The 16,950-nt window shown below is 31.1% G+C and carries 19 protein-coding genes; 10 read left to right on the top strand and 9 right to left on the bottom strand.

Annotation, left to right across the window (positions count from 1 at the left end; translation table 11 throughout):
• Positions 1-4: 4 nt before the first annotated feature.
• Together RN605_RS06680 and RN605_RS06675 are read right to left on the bottom strand one after the other, a co-directional pair.
• Positions 5-955, bottom strand: coding sequence for a glycosyltransferase family 2 protein (locus RN605_RS06680; protein ID WP_313323465.1), 951 nt, complete (start codon positions 953-955; stop codon positions 5-7).
• Entirely contained in the window at positions 955-1,485 is a 531-nt protein-coding gene (locus RN605_RS06675) for a DUF4199 domain-containing protein (RefSeq protein WP_313323463.1), read from the bottom strand. The genes RN605_RS06680 and RN605_RS06675 overlap by 1 nt, the downstream gene beginning before the upstream one ends.
• Before the next feature lie 228 nt (positions 1,486-1,713).
• Here RN605_RS06675 and RN605_RS06670 point away from each other — a divergent pair, with 228 nt between their 5' ends.
• From RN605_RS06670 to mtaB, 3 genes are all read left to right on the top strand, one after another.
• Positions 1,714-1,965, top strand: a complete 252-nt coding sequence (locus RN605_RS06670; protein WP_313323461.1) for a type B 50S ribosomal protein L31 — start codon at positions 1,714-1,716, stop codon at positions 1,963-1,965.
• 105 nt (positions 1,966-2,070) lie between these two features.
• Positions 2,071-3,246, top strand: a complete 1,176-nt coding sequence (locus tag RN605_RS06665) for a GlmU family protein (protein WP_313323459.1) — start codon at positions 2,071-2,073, stop codon at positions 3,244-3,246.
• Positions 3,247-3,369: 123 nt separating this feature from the next.
• The gene (gene mtaB, locus RN605_RS06660) at positions 3,370-4,698 is read left to right on the top strand and encodes a tRNA (N(6)-L-threonylcarbamoyladenosine(37)-C(2))-methylthiotransferase MtaB (RefSeq protein ID WP_313323457.1); all 1,329 of its coding nucleotides are present in this window, start codon (positions 3,370-3,372) and stop codon (positions 4,696-4,698) included.
• Here mtaB and RN605_RS06655 read toward each other — a convergent pair whose 3' ends face one another.
• Positions 4,699-5,040, bottom strand: coding sequence for a hypothetical protein (locus RN605_RS06655; protein WP_313323455.1), 342 nt, complete (start codon positions 5,038-5,040; stop codon positions 4,699-4,701).
• A 71-nt stretch (positions 5,041-5,111) separates the two neighbouring features.
• Complete coding sequence (locus RN605_RS06650) at positions 5,112-5,414, bottom strand: GNAT family N-acetyltransferase (RefSeq protein WP_313323453.1); 303 nt, start codon at positions 5,412-5,414, stop codon at positions 5,112-5,114.
• Positions 5,415-5,586: 172 nt separating this feature from the next.
• Here RN605_RS06650 and RN605_RS06645 point away from each other — a divergent pair, with 172 nt between their 5' ends.
• Together RN605_RS06645 and RN605_RS06640 are read left to right on the top strand one after the other, a co-directional pair.
• Positions 5,587-6,246 carry an alpha/beta hydrolase gene (locus RN605_RS06645; RefSeq protein ID WP_313323451.1) on the top strand — a complete coding sequence of 220 codons (660 nt, stop codon included), beginning with the start codon at positions 5,587-5,589 and terminating at the stop codon, positions 6,244-6,246.
• Positions 6,247-6,301: 55 nt separating this feature from the next.
• Positions 6,302-7,195 (top strand): lytic transglycosylase domain-containing protein, encoded by an 894-nt coding sequence (locus tag RN605_RS06640; RefSeq protein ID WP_313323449.1) that lies wholly within the window; start codon positions 6,302-6,304, stop codon positions 7,193-7,195.
• A gap of 58 nt (positions 7,196-7,253) precedes the next feature.
• Here the strand turns inward: RN605_RS06640 and RN605_RS06635 are convergent, their stop codons facing one another.
• Entirely contained in the window at positions 7,254-7,769 is a 516-nt protein-coding gene (locus RN605_RS06635; RefSeq protein WP_313323447.1) for a DUF2892 domain-containing protein, read from the bottom strand.
• Positions 7,770-7,921: 152 nt separating this feature from the next.
• Here RN605_RS06635 and rpmH point away from each other — a divergent pair, with 152 nt between their 5' ends.
• The gene (gene rpmH / locus RN605_RS06630; protein WP_007136275.1) at positions 7,922-8,083 is read left to right on the top strand and encodes a 50S ribosomal protein L34; all 162 of its coding nucleotides are present in this window, start codon (positions 7,922-7,924) and stop codon (positions 8,081-8,083) included.
• 175 nt (positions 8,084-8,258) lie between these two features.
• Positions 8,259-11,111, top strand: a complete 2,853-nt coding sequence (gene carB / locus RN605_RS06625) for a carbamoyl-phosphate synthase large subunit (protein ID WP_313323346.1) — start codon at positions 8,259-8,261, stop codon at positions 11,109-11,111.
• A 56-nt stretch (positions 11,112-11,167) separates the two neighbouring features.
• On the opposite strand, the gene RN605_RS06620 is transcribed toward carB, so the two are convergent.
• The 4 genes from RN605_RS06620 to htpG all read right to left on the bottom strand — a co-directional run bounded on the left by RN605_RS06620 (position 11,168) and on the right by htpG (position 14,785).
• Positions 11,168-11,581 (bottom strand): hypothetical protein, encoded by a 414-nt coding sequence (locus tag RN605_RS06620; protein WP_313323344.1) that lies wholly within the window; start codon positions 11,579-11,581, stop codon positions 11,168-11,170.
• Positions 11,582-11,587: 6 nt separating this feature from the next.
• Entirely contained in the window at positions 11,588-12,349 is a 762-nt protein-coding gene (locus RN605_RS06615) for an NYN domain-containing protein (RefSeq protein ID WP_313323342.1), read from the bottom strand.
• A gap of 51 nt (positions 12,350-12,400) precedes the next feature.
• Positions 12,401-12,793: a DUF2721 domain-containing protein gene (locus RN605_RS06610; RefSeq protein WP_313323340.1), complete on the bottom strand. Its 393-nt coding sequence runs from the start codon at positions 12,791-12,793 to the stop codon at positions 12,401-12,403.
• Between the two features lie 105 nt (positions 12,794-12,898).
• Positions 12,899-14,785, bottom strand: coding sequence for a molecular chaperone HtpG (htpG, locus tag RN605_RS06605; RefSeq protein ID WP_313323338.1), 1,887 nt, complete (start codon positions 14,783-14,785; stop codon positions 12,899-12,901).
• A gap of 177 nt (positions 14,786-14,962) precedes the next feature.
• Here htpG and RN605_RS06600 point away from each other — a divergent pair, with 177 nt between their 5' ends.
• The 3 genes from RN605_RS06600 (at position 14,963) to RN605_RS06590 (ending at position 16,947) form a co-directional block, all read left to right on the top strand.
• Positions 14,963-15,436: a lipocalin family protein gene (locus RN605_RS06600; protein WP_313323336.1), complete on the top strand. Its 474-nt coding sequence runs from the start codon at positions 14,963-14,965 to the stop codon at positions 15,434-15,436.
• A gap of 5 nt (positions 15,437-15,441) precedes the next feature.
• Positions 15,442-16,137, top strand: a complete 696-nt coding sequence (locus RN605_RS06595) for an OmpA family protein (protein WP_313323334.1) — start codon at positions 15,442-15,444, stop codon at positions 16,135-16,137.
• Between the two features lie 141 nt (positions 16,138-16,278).
• Positions 16,279-16,947: a TetR family transcriptional regulator C-terminal domain-containing protein gene (locus tag RN605_RS06590; RefSeq protein WP_313323333.1), complete on the top strand. Its 669-nt coding sequence runs from the start codon at positions 16,279-16,281 to the stop codon at positions 16,945-16,947.
• Positions 16,948-16,950: the final 3 nt, after the last annotated feature.

Genomic DNA, 16,950 nt, shown 5'->3' with positions numbered 1-16,950 from the left:
ATTTTTAAACTTCTTTAGAAATTTTATAACGTTCTTCGTTGCTTTTTGTTCTTAGAATAATTTCTCCAAGAAATCCAGCTAAAAACAATTGGGTTCCAATAATCATGGTCGTTAACGCAATATAGAATAATGGATTATTGGTTACTAATATTGTTTGATAACCCGAGTACAATTTTACCAACTTAAATATAATAATTAATGCTGTAGAAATAAAACCTATCAGAAACATTAATACTCCAAATGCGCCAAAAAGATGCATTGGTCTTTTTCCATAACGCGATAAAAACCAAATGGTTATTAAATCTAGAAATCCATTGATAAATCGGCTCATTCCAAATTTTGATTCACCATATTTTCTTGCTTGGTGCTGAACAACTTTTTCGCCAATTTTTCCAAAACCAGCATTTTTTGCTAAAACAGGAATGTATCGGTGCATTTCACCAGATACTTCTATGTTTTTTATAACTATGTTTTTGTAAGCTTTCAAGCCACAATTAAAATCATTCAATTGAACATCAGATGTTTTTCTGGCTGCCCAATTGAATAATTTTGAAGGTAAATTTTTTGATACAACAGAATCGTATCGTTTCTTTTTCCAACCAGAAACTAAATCATAATCTTGATTTATTACCATATTATATAAATCTGGAATTTCATCTGGACTATCTTGTAAATCAGCATCCATAGTAATGATTACATCACCATTTGCTCGGGCAAAACCAGCATGTAATGCTTGAGATTTTCCATAGTTTCTTAAAAAACGAATTCCCTTTACATTTGGATTTTCTTTGGATAATCCATCAATTATGTTCCAAGAATCATCAGTGCTTCCATCATCTATGAAAAGAATTTCATAAGAATAATTGTGAGTTGTCATTACTTTGACAATCCATTGATGTAGTTCGGGTAATGATTCCTGTTCGTTTAATAGAGGAATAACTATGGATAGATTCATTAATAAACTTCTTTATTTTTTGATTTGAAAAATGCAGCCAAAATTAATCCAAAAATTATTGCCCCAACCATTGCTTGCATAATTCCAAATAATTGACCTTTTACAGAAAATTGTGAGCTTTCTTTAATTTTAGTTATGGCTTCATTTATTTGCTCTTGTGGCGTGTTGAATTTCTCCATCATACCAACTTGCATATCTAACATATGTTGTGTTACAACTTCTCTAGCTTCAGTATCAAAAAAGTTAAATAAAAATATGTTAAAAGCTGTAGATATTAAAATTCCAATTACTGCAGAAAGAAAGTAAGTAGTAAAAGCTTCTTTAAAAGTCATACTTCCTTGATTTTCTCTTTTAGATTTTGAAAGTAATAATACTCCAATTATAATCCATACAGCAAGCATTCCAAATCCAATCCACATGTTGACAAATAATTTTAAATCAACTAAATACATTAAAGTAGTTACTGTAATTCCAATTAATCCAGAAATTAATCCAAAATTAATTGCATTTTTTTTAAAGATAGCGTTCATAATTTTATTGGTTTTAATTAATTTTAACAAATATAGTAATTCCGTTATTACTATTACTAAGTAACATTTATTTAAAAAAAGTTACAGTTATACTTGATATTTGAAAAATAGTTGTAAATTTGCACACTTATTTAAAAATAGTAATAACAAAAGCTGTAGCGAGTTGATACCTTTCACAATAAGAAAGCATCAAGACAAACTACTTCAAAAAATAAAAAGATTTACAAAATGAAAAAAGGAATTCACCCAGAAAATTACAGATTAGTAGCTTTCAAAGACATGAGTAACGAAGATGTATTTATTACAAAATCAACAGTAGAAACTAAAGAAACTATTATGCACGAAGGTGTTGAATATCCAGTTTTTAAAATGGAGATTTCAAGAACATCTCATCCTTTTTACACAGGTAAATCTAAACTTATCGATACTGCAGGACGTATTGATAAATTTAAAACAAAATACGCTAAACACGCTAAATAAGAGTTTTCAGTGTTCAAATTTTAGAAAGACCATTCAGTTATTGAATGGTTTTTTTATGCAACAATCTTTCGTAACTTTGGCTCTAAACTTATAACTCAAACCGAAATGAACTATATACTTTTTGACGGGACAGTTCGCAATACATTACTTCCTTTTACTTTTACTCGTCCTGTTGCTGATATTCGAATTGGAATTTTAACTATTCGAGAAAAATGGGAAAAATATTTGGGTTATACAACAACAACATTGACTGAAGAATATTTGTCTGAAAAATTTCCAATGGTTGAGATGGAAGACAATATCATGATTAATGCTTCTTTTTTACCTAATGAGGTTTTATCTGAAATGGTAATCAATTTAGAAAAGAACCAAGCCATATTTAAAGGTGATGAGGTTATTGCTTTTTATACAAATGATGCTCAAGAAGAAGTTGATTTTGATTCCTATGAAATTCTTGAATTTGATGATGAATGTCTAACAGTTCAAAATACTTGGGATATTTTCGCGAAAAATGATGCTGCAATTCGTGAAGATTTTGAATTATTAACAGAAGATAGAAAGTCACAACCAATACCAAAAACAGTTAATGTAATTGCGCCAGAAAATATTTTTATTGAAGAAGGTGCAAAGATGGAGTTTGTGACTTTAAATGCTTCAACTGGACCAATATACATTGGAAAAAATGCAGAAATTATGGAAGGTTCAGTCATTCGCGGTCCATTTGCATTGTGTGAAGAAGCACAAGTTAAGCTAGCAACTAAAATTTATGGAGCTACAACCATTGGTCCACATTGTCGTGTTGGTGGTGAAGTAAATAATTCCGTTATGTTTGGATATTCTAACAAAGGTCATGATGGATTTTTAGGAAATGCTGTTTTAGGCGAATGGTGTAATATTGGTGCCGATTCTAATAATTCAAATTTAAAGAATAATTATGAAGAAGTTCGCCTTTGGAGTTATGAAACAGAAGGTTTTGCAAAAACTGGTTTGCAATTTTGTGGTTTAATGATGGGCGATCATTCAAAATGCGGAATCAATACTATGTTTAATACCGGAACTGTTGTTGGTGTTTCAGCAAACATTTTCGGTTCTGGATTTCCACGTAACTTTGTGCCAAGTTTTTCTTGGGGTGGAAGTTCTGGTTTTACAACTTATTTAACCAAAAAAGCGTTTGAAGTGGCTAAAGTAGTAATGTCACGTCGTCATGTTGAATTTACTGAACAAGATGCTCGAATTTTAGAACATGTCTTTGAAGAAACAAAAAAATGGAGAAAAGAATAATATAATTTTCTAAAATTATTAAGCCATAATTGCAAAAGTAATTGTGGCTTTTTTTATTAACTAATTGTATGTAAATTTGCAATCTCAATTTTTTGACAACGATTTCATCAATTGAGCAAGCTTATGGAAAACAAAAAAAAGGTAGCATTTTACACTTTAGGATGCAAATTAAATTTCTCTGAAACTTCAACTATTGCGAGAAATTTTCAAAACGAAGGATTCGATAGAGTCGACTTTGAAGAAGTAGCTGATATTTATGTAATAAATACATGTTCAGTAACCGAAAATGCAGATAAACAGTTCAAACAAATTGTAAAAAAAGCAATGAAAGTTAATGATAAAGCTTTTGTTGCTGCTGTTGGTTGTTATGCTCAATTAAAACCAGAAGAATTAGCCGCAGTTGATGGTGTTGATTTGGTTCTTGGTGCAACCGAAAAATTCAAAATTACAGATTACATCAATGATTTGTCCAAAAATGATATGGGTGAAGTGCATTCGTGTGAAATTGAAGAAGCCGATTTTTATGTTGGTAGTTACTCATTTGGCGATAGAACACGCGCTTTTTTGAAAGTTCAAGATGGATGTGATTATAAATGTACGTATTGTACCATTCCATTGGCTCGAGGAATTTCTCGAAGTGATACGATGGAAGGTGTTTTAAAAAATGCCAAAGAGATTTCGGTTAAAGGAATTAAAGAAATTGTCTTGACTGGAGTTAATATTGGCGATTATGGAAAAGGCGAATTCGGAAATAAAAAACACGAACATACTTTCTTAGATTTAGTAACCGAATTAGACAAAGTAGAAGGAATTGAACGTTTAAGAATTTCTTCTATCGAACCTAATCTTTTGAAAAATGAAACCATAGAACTAGTATCTAAATCAAGAGCTTTTGTGCCTCATTTTCACATTCCTTTACAATCGGGAAGTAACGATATTTTGAAAAAAATGAAACGTCGTTATATGAAGGAATTGTATGTGGATAGAGTTTCAAAAATTCGTGAAGTAATGCCTCATGCTTGTATTGGAGTTGATGTGATTGTTGGTTTTCCTGGTGAAACCGATGAGCATTTCTTAGAAACGTATAATTTTTTAAACGAATTAGATATTTCTTATTTACATGTTTTTACGTATTCTGAAAGAGATAATACCGAAGCAGCATTGATGACAGATGTTGTTCCGATGAATGTGAGAAACAAACGCAGCAAAATGCTTAGAGGTTTATCGGTAAAAAAACGCAGAGCATTTTACGAAAGTCAAATAGGAACCAATAGAACCGTTTTGTTTGAAAGCGAAAATAAAGAAGGATACATTCATGGATTTACTGAAAATTATGTAAAAGTAAAAACACCTTGGAATCCAGAATTGGCAAATACTTTACATGAAATTAATCTAACCAGAATTGATGAAGATGGAAGTGTTCGTTTGGAGTTTTTGAATGTTGAGGCGTAGTTAGTATTTATACTGAAACTTCAATTTAGTGATTCTATAAACTCCTTCGCTGTATTGTTCAATAAATTCAAAATTATTTCTACCCAATTGATTTAGACTAATAATTTTTTCGGCAGCCATTTCATAGTATAAACCTTTGCCTTCAAGCATGAATTTATTTCCAGTATGACGATATGCAGAGCGAACTAATGTAAATTCAGATAAATTCCAAGTAGTTAAATTGGCGTCAATATGATGTATGTCTGTTACAATTCCTTCGGTAATTTCGGTTTTGGAACCATAATATTTATTTACATCTTCAAAAAACAAAAGGATTGTTGCTATTAATTCTTCTCTATTCATTTGATAAAAGTAAATCAATCCTAAGAATAAAAAAAACCATTTCGTATCTTGAAATGGTTTTTTAATGTTAATTAGATTCTTATTCCCGGCGGAAGTAAATCTTTATAGGCTTTATATTTTCTAAAAAACTTTGTTATTCTTGGATAAATAGGAACAACTTTTAGTTTTCTTTCCTCTGCAATTTCTAAAATGTTTTTAATTAATTCATCTACATATTCTTCGTTATCAAAGTCATCTGGCAAATTAATTCGGGTTAAAAAGATTTTTCGCTCTTGAAATGAATACTCTACAGTTATTAAATTTCCATTTAAATTAGTTTCAAATTGTCTTGCGAAAGCGTTGTCGTGAATTTCCATCATTTGTTGTACTTCCATATTCATCATCAGATTAAAAAAAGAATTTTAATTGAAAAAATTCCAATAAGAATGAACCACAAAGTTACGGCTATTTTGTTGTAAATCAAAACAAATAAAGTTAAAACTAAAATTAATCATTTGGAAACTTAAAATAGAATTACAAATCTTTATTTTTATGAAAATTTTTAAAATGAAAAAAACACAGGTTTATTTTATGCCAGGTTTAGCAGCAAGTCCTGATATTTTTGAGCGAATAAAATTGCCAGAAGACCAATTTGAAATACATTTATTAGAATGGTTTTTACCTAATGAAAATGAAAGTCTGTCAAATTATGCTAAACGAATGGCTGATAAAGTAATTCATGAGAATCCAATTTTAGTAGGAGTTTCATTTGGTGGAATTTTAGTGCAGGAAATGAAACAGTTTTTGAATCCTCAAAAAGTAATTATCATTTCGAGTGTAAAGTCAAATAAAGAGTTTCCAAGAAGAATGAAAATTGCAAAAACAACTAAAGCTTATAAATTAATTCCAATGTCTTTATTTCAAAATATTGAAAATTTGGCCAAATATGCATTTGGAGATTTTATCAAACAAAGAGTAAAGTTGTATGAAAAATTTCTTTCAGTAAGAGATAAAAATTATTTGAGTTGGGCAATTGAAAATGTTATTCTATGGGAACGAACAGAAATTGATAAAGAAATTATTCATATTCATGGACTTGAAGATGAAGTTTTTCCTGTTAAGTATATAAAAGACTATATTCCAGTTAAAGGCGGAACACATATTATGATTTTAAATCGTTATAAATGGTTAAATGAAAATTTGCCTAAAATTATGTTAGATGAATAGCTTTTTTGGACCGATTTTTGTAGTTTTACCTAGATAATTATTAAAATTTTGCCTCATGAAAAAGAACCATGCAGTACTAACAACTATCGGAATTATATTGATTTCTGGAATGTTTATTTTTGCTATTTCTGGTAACGATAAACAAAAAGCAGTTCGCGAAGGAACAGCATTGTATTTTCCAACTGAAATTGATTTTGCTGGTGAACAAACACCATTGAAAATTGCCGATGTAAAAGAAAGATTGGATAAAGAGTTAGTTATAAATGCTAATCTTCATTCATCAACCACTTTGATTTTAAAGAGAGCAAATAGAGCATTTCCTGTAATTGAACCTATTCTTCAAAAATATGGAGTTCCAGATGATTTTAAATATTTAGCAGTTATTGAAAGCGGACTTGTAAACGCAGTTTCTTCTGCTGGCGCACGTGGAGTTTGGCAGTTTATGCCTGATACCGCAAAGGAAAAAGGAATGGAAGTTAACGACTACGTAGACGAACGTTATCATTTAGAAAAATCTACTGAAGCAGCTTGTAAATATTTATTATCGGCAAAGGATAAATTTGGTTCTTGGACTTTGGCGGCAGCTTCTTATAATGGTGGAATGAGTGGAGTTAACAAAAAAATAGAAGAGCAACAAGTAACGAATTATTATGATTTAGCTCTGACGGATGAAACTTCACGTTATGTTTTTAGAATTTTAGCATTGAAAGAAATTATGCAAAATGCAGGAAAATATGGTTTTACACTTTTTCCAAATGAATTGTATACTAAAATTCCAACTAAGAAGATAGAAGTAGATTCAACGATTAATAATTTAGCAACTTTTGCTTTGGGACAAGGTATAAATTATAAAATTCTTAAAATTCACAATCCTTGGTTGCGTGATAAAAAATTAGTTAATCCGTCTAAGAAAAAATACGAAATTGAAATTCCATTAGAAGGTTATTAAAAATAAAAAAATCCCGATTCAACTGAGTCGGGATTTTTTATTTGAACTTTGAAATCAATTAAATTTTCTTCATTTGCTCTTTCATCATTGTAATTTGGTCCTTAAGCATATTTTGTTTGTCAAGTTTTTTTGCTTCGTTTAATAAAGCAGTAGCTTCCATTTTTCTTCGTCTAGACATTGCAATTCCTGCTAAGTTTAATTTTGCAACTGCTAAATCCATGTCCATATTCAAACCAAGTTCAACTGCTTTTTTGAAATATTTCTCAGCTTGAATTAAATTTGTTTGCGATAACATCAAACCATTAAGGTAATTATAATAACCTTGTTGTTTGCGAACTAATGCAGTTTCTGGGTTTTTAATTCGGTCTAACCAAATTTTCGCACCTGGAAAGTCTTGTTTTCTTAGTTTTAAAAAAGCTAATAAGATGTATTCATTTTTATAATAAAGAAAAATTGGGATGAAAGTTAAAAGAATTAGAAATATCCCATTACCAATATTACTTTCTGTAAATTGCCAAATGGCAGCAGCAAAGATTAGAACGGCTAAAACTATTTTAATATTTTTGTGAAACATGATAAAAATTTATTAGTCCGCAAAGGTAATAAAATCAATTAAAAATATTTTTAAAAAAGTACTTGCCAGAAAAAAAAAGGTTTGTATATTTGCACTCGGTTTTGAAAGAACCTACAACAAAGATTTATATACGATTTTAAAGATACTGAACAATGAGCAAAAGAACGTTTCAACCATCGAAAAGAAAAAGAAGAAATAAACACGGATTTATGGACAGAATGGCTTCTGCTAATGGAAGAAAAGTCCTTGCGCGTCGTCGTGCTAAAGGAAGACATAAATTGACTGTATCTTGTGAACCAAGACACAAAAAATAATGAATTTATTTCATCACATATCAAGCCGTTACTTTTATTAGTAACGGCTTTTTTTATAACTTGTTTATAAAAATTGATAAGTTTCAAACTCGTTTTTATATCATTAATAACAAACGAATTAATTTTGAAGCAATCATAAAAACTAAAAGAATACAACTTACAACAACTAACTACAATGCCGAAAGACAATTCAATCAAATCAGTTTTAATTATAGGTTCAGGTCCAATCGTAATTGGTCAAGCATGTGAATTTGATTATGCAGGTTCACAATCAGCACGTTCTTTAAGAGAAGAAGGAATAGAAGTTATACTTATAAATTCTAATCCAGCAACAATTATGACTGATCCATCAATGGCTGATCATGTTTATTTATTGCCATTAACCACAAAATCATTAATCCAAATTTTAAAAGAACATCCTCAAATTGATGCCGTTTTACCAACAATGGGTGGACAAACCGCATTAAACTTATGTTTGGAAGCCGATGAAAAAGGAATTTGGAACGACTTTAATGTAAAAATGATTGGCGTTGATGTTAATGCAATCAACATCACTGAAGACAGAGAACAATTTAAACAACTTCTAGTCAAACTTGGTGTAGGCGCAGCACCAGCTAAAATTGCAACTTCATTTTTAAAAGGTAAAGAAATAGCTCAGGAATTTGGTTTTCCGTTAGTAATTCGTCCATCGTTTACTCTTGGTGGAACTGGAGCTGCTTTTGTGCATACAAAGGAAGAATTTGATGAAAAATTAACCTATGGTTTAGAAATGTCACCAATACACGAAGTGTTGATTGACAAAGCTTTATTAGGTTGGAAAGAATATGAATTAGAATTACTTCGTGATAAAAATGACAACGTAGTCATCATTTGTTCGATTGAAAATATGGATCCAATGGGTATTCATACTGGAGATTCGATAACTGTTGCTCCAGCAATGACTTTGAGCGATACTACTTTTCAAAAAATGCGTGATATGGCCATTTTGATGATGCGTAGTATCGGCAATTTTGCTGGCGGATGTAATGTTCAGTTTGCAGTTTCACCTGATGAAAAAGAAGATATAGTAGCGATAGAAATCAATCCACGTGTTTCTCGTTCTTCGGCATTAGCATCAAAAGCTACGGGTTATCCAATTGCTAAAGTAGCTACAAAATTGGCTTTAGGATACACTTTAGATGAGTTATCCAATCAAATTACTAAATCAACTTCAGCGTTATTTGAACCAACTTTAGACTATGTAATTGTAAAAATTCCACGTTGGAACTTCGATAAATTTGAAGGCGCAGACAGAACGTTAGGACTTCAAATGAAATCGGTTGGTGAAGTAATGGGAATTGGTCGTTCGTTTCAAGAGGCGTTGCACAAAGCGACACAGTCATTAGAAATTAAACGAAATGGACTTGGTGCTGATGGGAAAAGTTATAAAAACTACGAACAAATTATAGAAAAACTAACGAATGCAAGTTGGGATAGAGTTTTTGTAATTTATGATGCCATACAAATTGGAATTCCATTAAGTAGAATTCATGAAATCACTAAAATAGATATGTGGTTTTTGAAACAATATGAAGAATTATATCATTTAGAAAAAGAAATTTCAAAATATAAAGTTGATACTTTACCTAAAGAATTATTGCTTGAAGCCAAACAAAAAGGTTATGGCGACAGACAAATAGCACACATGTTGGGTTGTTTAGAAAGTCAGGTGTACAAGTTGCGTGAAGAAATGAATATCAATCGAGTGTATAAATTGGTTGATACATGTGCTGCCGAATTTAAAGCAATGACACCTTATTACTATTCTACTTTTGAAGCTGAAATAGAAACGGCTGATGGAAAACGATACGTAGATAATGAAAGTATAGTAACCGATAGAAAAAAAGTAGTGGTTTTAGGTTCAGGACCAAACCGAATTGGACAAGGAATTGAGTTCGATTATTCTTGTGTTCACGGCGTTTTAGCGGCTAGAGAATGTGGTTATGAAACGATAATGATTAACTGTAATCCTGAAACCGTTTCTACCGATTTTGATACGGCTGATAAATTATATTTTGAACCTGTTTTCTGGGAACACATTTATGATATTATCAGACATGAAAAACCTGAAGGTGTCATTGTTCAATTAGGTGGACAAACTGCCTTGAAATTAGCTGAAAAATTATCAAAATATGGAATTAAAATTCTTGGAACTTCTTTTGATGCTTTGGATTTAGCCGAAGATAGAGGAAGATTTTCAGAATTATTAGAAGAATTAAATATTCCTTTTCCAAAATTTGGGGTAGCAGAAAATGCGGAACAAGCTTCTGCCTTAGCCGATGTTTTAGATTTTCCATTGCTAGTTCGTCCTTCTTATGTTTTAGGTGGTCAAGGCATGAAAATCGTAATCAATAAACAAGAACTGGAAGAACATGTCATCGATTTGTTGAAAAACATTCCTGGAAATAAATTGTTGCTCGACCATTATTTAGATGGTGCAGTTGAAGCAGAAGCCGATGCTATTTGCGATGGAGAAAATGTGTACATCATCGGAATTATGGAACATATAGAACCATGTGGAGTTCATTCTGGTGATAGTAATGCAACGTTGCCGCCATTTAATTTGGGCGAATTTGTGATGCAACAAATAAAAGATCACACCAAGAAAATTGCCTTGGCTTTACAAACTGTTGGGTTAATCAATATTCAGTTTGCCATAAAAGATGATACTGTTTACATCATCGAAGCCAATCCAAGAGCTTCGAGAACGGTTCCGTTTATAGCAAAAGCATATGGCGAACCGTATGTAAATTACGCAACCAAAGTAATGTTAGGAGTAAACAAAGTAACCGATTTTACATTCAATCCAAAATTAAAAGGATTTGCTATAAAACAACCGGTTTTCTCTTTCAGTAAATTTAAAAATGTAAACAAAGCACTTGGACCAGAAATGAAATCTACAGGTGAAAGTATTTTATTTATTGATGATTTAAAAGACGATCAATTCTATGAATTGTATTCAAGGAGAAAAATGTATTTGAGTAAATAATAAAAAAGAACCGCAACAATTGTTGCGGTTCTTTTTTAAGTTGAAAGTTTAATAAGTTAAACATATTTAAATTGTTTTCTTCCGTCTTGAATTTCAATTTTAGTAATGTCTCTAAAATGTATTTCTTTTGTAATAAATCCGAATATTCTTGATTGGCTCCCAGAAATAGTATTGTTTTCAACTTTAATTTTATCAAAATAGAATACTGATTTTTTGTTATTTGAATAAGTAACTCTCATTTCTATTGAGGGTTTTATTTTTAAAATCACTTCTTTTCCTTCATCATTTTTACATCTAATTTCATTAATAGGGAATGTTTTATATTTACTTATCATCCCATCTGGACTTTTAACTTTTACTTCTTTCCATTCCATTTCCATCATATTTCCAAATTGTTCTTTGAAGCTTTGCAAGGAAATAGTATAAACTTCTAATCCTAAAAATTTTAATATTTTTTTAAATAAACTCATAAATTGCTATTTCTTTTTTACATAAATGTGTTTAATGTTTGAATTTCCAGTTTCTCTAATATCCGTTTCAAACTTGTTTATGCTTTTTATTAGTGGTAAAAGTTTTGGAAAACCATAATTTCTTGGATCAAAATCAGGTTTCTTTTTGAGCATTAAGTTTCCTAAATCACCCAAAAATGCCCAACCGTTTTCGTCTTCTAAATCATTGATGCTATCTGAAAATAATTTAATGATTTTTGGGTCAATTTTACTTAATGGATTAGTCTTTGCTTTTGGTTTTCGGGAAGTTCTTTTAGCATCATTATCATTTATACTTTCCGTTTCTTCTTTCTTTAAAATTTCGATATAGATAAACTTATCACAAGCCGTAATGAATGGAGTTAAGGTTTTCTTTTCACCAATTCCGATAACTTTCATGCCTGCTTCACGCAAACGTGTTGCTAAACGTGTAAAATCAGAATCGCTAGAAACTATACAAAAACCATCAACATTTCCTGTGTATAAAATATCCATAGCATCAATAATCAATGCACTGTCCGAAGAGTTTTTGCCTGAAGTATAACTGTATTGTTGTACTGGTGTTATCGCGTTTTCTAAAAGTACATTTTTCCAACCGGAAACCGTTGGCTTCGTCCAATCGGCATAAATTCGCTTGAAAGTTGGCGTTCCATACTTTGCTATTTCTTCAAACATTTCTTTTACGTTAGCATAAGGAACGTTATCGGCATCAATTAGTACGGCAAGTTTTAGGTCTTTTTTGGTTTCCATGTGTTATTTTTAGAAAATAGTCTTTAAAGGTACTCAAATTTAATTTGAGGTTTATTTTTCCATCAAATCTTTCAAGTGTAATCTCAGTGCAGTTACAGAAATGCTAATTTCCCAAAAAGAAAGTCCAAGCGATATTAATAAGCACAACAAACTTCCAGCAAATAAATAGATTCCAACTACTTGAAAATTTAAAAATAACACAAGCATTGCAAAAACAGATAGAAACAAACATAACACTCCAAAAAGCTGCATGTATCTTATTAGAGAAAGGCGTAAGTTGAGGTTTTTAATTTGAAGAAAGATGTCTTTGCTGTGTTCTTGGTCATACGTTTTCTTCAAGCCACGAACGATTTGTGCTATAGTCAAAAAACGATTGGTATATGCCAATAATATTAACGATGTTGCAGAAAAGAGTAAAGCAGGAGTTTGTATTTCTAGAGTCATTTTTTATTGAAAATTGTGAGTTACGAAGTTCGTAAATTTATTCCAATAAAAAACCTGCAAGTTTTCACTAGCAGGTCTTTTTTCTTTTCTCTTGTTTCTTTCTTACTATTTAATCAACTCAAAACTTCTCTTTACAAAAGCCGTCAATTCTTCGCCTTTCAATAATCCTTGAGAAATTTTGGCTAAATCAAGCGCTTGTTTTACCAAACTTTCTTGAGCCGATTTGTCTTCTGTGTTTAAGATTGTAGAAGCTAACTCAGAATTAGAGTTTACCACCAAATTATACATTTCTGGGAAATTACCCATTCCGAACATTCCACCGCCGCCAGTTTGACTCATTTCTTTCATTCTTCGCATGAATTCAGGTTGTGTGATAATGAATGGAGCCGCTTTGCTATCCATAGCTTCTAATTGAACCGTATAGGTTGTTTTTGGAACTATTTCTTCTAAAACTGTTTTTAACTTAGTTGATTCTTCCTCCGAAAGTTTTGAAATTTGCTCTTCTTCTTTTTGGATTAATTTATCAATATGGTCAGAGTCTACACGAGTGAACGTTAAGTTCTCGTTGTCTGCTTCTAATTTTTGAATTAAATGCGATACGATTGGTGAATCCAATAATAGAACTTCATATCCTTTTTCTTTAGCGATTTCGATATAACCATGTTGTGCTTCCTTGTTTGAAGCGTAAAGAACAACAACCTTTCCGTTTTTATCCGTTTGGTTTGGAGTTATGGCTTCTTTTAATTCGGCTAAGGTGTAATATTTATCATCTACTGATGGATATAATACAAAATCTCCTGCTTTTTCATAGAACTTAGGTTCAGAAAGCATTCCATATTCTAAAACAATTTTGATATCGTTCCATTTTTGTTCAAAATCTTCACGGTTTTCGTTAAATAATGATTTCAATTTATCAGCTACTTTACGAGTGATGTAATTCGAAATCTTTTTTACATTTCCGTCTGCTTGAAGGTAAGAACGTGACACATTCAAAGGAATATCTGGCGAGTCAATTACTCCGCGTAGCATTCCTAAAAACTCAGGAACAATGCCTTCTACATTATCTGTGACAAATACTTGATTTTGGTATAATTGAATTTTATCTTTTTGAATCTGTAAATCCGCAGACATTTTTGGGAAATATAAAATCCCGGTCAAGTTAAACGGATAATCTACATTCAAATGAATGTTAAATAAAGGTTCTTCAAATTGCATTGGATACAATTCATGATAGAACGCTTTATAATCTTCTTCTTTTAAATCTGTTGGTTGTTTGGTCCAAGCTGGATTTGGGTTGTTGATGATGTTGTCAACTTCTTTGTATTCTGTTCTATAATCATCGCCTGCATCTTCAGGTTTTGGAAGCGCTTCTTGCTTAGTTCCAAATTTTATTGGCACTGGCATGAATTTGTTATACTTCGTCAACAATTCACGAATTTTAAATTCTTCTAAAAACTCTAAAGAATCTTCAGCAATGTGAAGAATGATTTCGGTTCCTCTTTCTTTTTTGTCGCTTTCAATCAAACTAAACTCAGGACTTCCGTCACAAGACCAATGTGCTGCAGGTTCATCTTTAAAAGATTTGGTAATAATTTCTACTTTTGATGCTACCATGAACGCAGAATAAAAACCAAGACCAAAATGTCCAATGATACCTGAATCTTTGGCAGAGTCTTTATACTTTTCTAAAAATTCTTCAGCACCCGAAAAAGCGATTTGGTTGATGTATTTTTCTACTTCTTCGGCAGTCATACCCAAACCTTGGTCAATGATGTGAAGTTTTTTATTGTCTTTATCAATTTTAACTTCAATCATCGGATTGCCATATTCTACTTTGGCTTCGCCAATGCTGGTAAGGTGTTTTAATTTTAAAGTGGCGTCTGTTGCGTTTGAAACTAATTCTCTAAGAAAGATTTCATGGTCGCTATAAAGGAATTTTTTGATTAAAGGGAAAATGTTTTCTACCGAAACATTAATTTTTCCTGAACTCATAATTATACTATTTTTAATAATTAAACATTGTTTACTCTTGACTAGCAAAACCAATACCAATACAATTCGATATGACAAATTGACGTAGTAACAATTCTACAACATTTCTTGTAAATATTGTAAAAGGATTGTTAGAATTGCTATTATCTTTGTAGAGTAAAATTAAATTCAACCCGTATGAAAAAAGTTATTTTATTATTAATCTTCTCGATTGCCTTTGTAGGTTGTAAATCGAAATCGGTAACCAATACCAAATTGGATATTAAGTCAGAAGTAGCAATTAAAGGTAATTGGAGTATTACCAGTGTTACTTATCCAGGTTCAGATGTTATCAAAGTAACATCTTTTGATTTGGCAGATTCTAAATGTTTTATTGGAAGTACTTGGAAATTTGTTTCTAACAATAACAAGGGTAACTTTTCTTTAAACAGTGCTAGTTGTACAGCTTATTCTACACCAATTACTTGGTATATTAATAAAGAGGGAAATTTTGTTATGAAAATTTTAGATGAAGCTAAAGCTAAAACCGTTAAGGCAGGTTATATCTTGAAAGTTGCCAATCAAACCGATACATCTTTTCAATTAATAGATAGAATAGATGTTGCCGGAAAAATGACCGATGTTGTGTATCAATTTGTAAAATTAAATTAAGAATCATGAAAAAGTTTACTATTATATTATTAGGAAGTGTTTTTATTTTAGGAAACACATTTACTAGTTGTGAAGCCGTTAAAAACACAAATAAAACACAACGAGGTGCAGCCATAGGTACTGTTGCCGGAGCTGTAATTGGTGGAGTATTAGGTAACAACTTAGGAAAAGGCGGAAACGGTGCTCTTGGAGCAGTTATCGGTGGTGTTGTTGGTGGTGTTGCTGGTGGAGTTATTGGTAACAAAATGGACAAACAAGCCCGTGAAATTGAAACAGCTTTACCTGGTGCACAAGTTGAACGTGTGGGTGAAGGTATTAAATTAGTATTGGGTGAAAATGCCGTGCGTTTTGATACTAACAAATCTACGCTTACAGCTACTGCTAAAGCTAATTTAGACAAATTAGTTCCGGTGTTTAATCAATATCCAGATACGAATATTAATATTTATGGATATACAGATAGCACAGGTACACCTGAGTATAACTTAAAATTATCAGGAGAAAGAGCCGAATCGGTTAAAAATTATTTATCAGGTAAAGGATTATCTTCTTCTCGTTTTGTAACTACTGGTTTAGGTATTGCTGACCCAATTGCTACTAATGAAACCGTAGAAGGTAGAAGTCAAAACCGTAGAGTTGAGTTTGCTATTACGGCAAATGAAAAAATGATTCAGGATGCTAAAAAAGAAGCTGGAAACTAACAGCGAAAGCTTATCTATATATAGTAAAAGACACCTTTTTAGGGTGTCTTTTTTTTTGAAAGAACTTTAACAAAACTTTCTAATTAGTTAATCTTTAAATAGAAGATTGGTTTGTAATTTTACATTACTAATCAATTTGTTATGACTGCAACAAAAAAAGCAAATACAAAAAAAGAAATCGTAGATGATTTACTTATCATTACCCATTTTATGGATGATGTACTTCAAAACAACGAAGAACCAAAAAACGTTTATACCTTTTGTCAAAAGCACCAAATAAAAGAAACTGATTTCTATTCCTTTTTTGGATCCTTTGATTCTTTGAAAGAATTTGTTTGGGAAAAGTTTATAGAAAATGCTTTGACAACTATAAAGAAAGATAAAAATTATGCTTCTTTCAGCGATAAAGACAAATTACTGACTTTATATTTCACTCTTTTTGAAATTCTTACGTTAAACAGAACTTATGTGATGTTTTACTTGAAAGAAAATAGAAATGGGTTGAAAAATTTAAAAGATTTAAAACGTTTCAGAACTCATTTTAAAGATTTTGTGAAAGAAATAATCAGTAAAGAAGATAATCCTGTTCTGGGTAAATTAAACAAAATAAAAGAACCAACGTACTCAGAAGGCGCATGGTTGCAATTTTTATTTTTATTAAAATTCTGGATAGACGATACTTCCAAAGGATTTGAAAAAACAGATGTTTTAATCGAAAAATCGGTAACTACAGTTGTGGGATTATTGGATACAAAACAATTTGAAAACTTATTCGATTTAGGAAAGTTTTTGTGGAAAGAAAAAATGTAATTG

It is taken from the genome of Flavobacterium sp. PMTSA4, assembly GCF_032098525.1.
Taxonomy (GTDB): domain Bacteria; phylum Bacteroidota; class Bacteroidia; order Flavobacteriales; family Flavobacteriaceae; genus Flavobacterium; species Flavobacterium capsici.
This window is presented reverse-complemented; position numbering and strand designations above follow the sequence as displayed.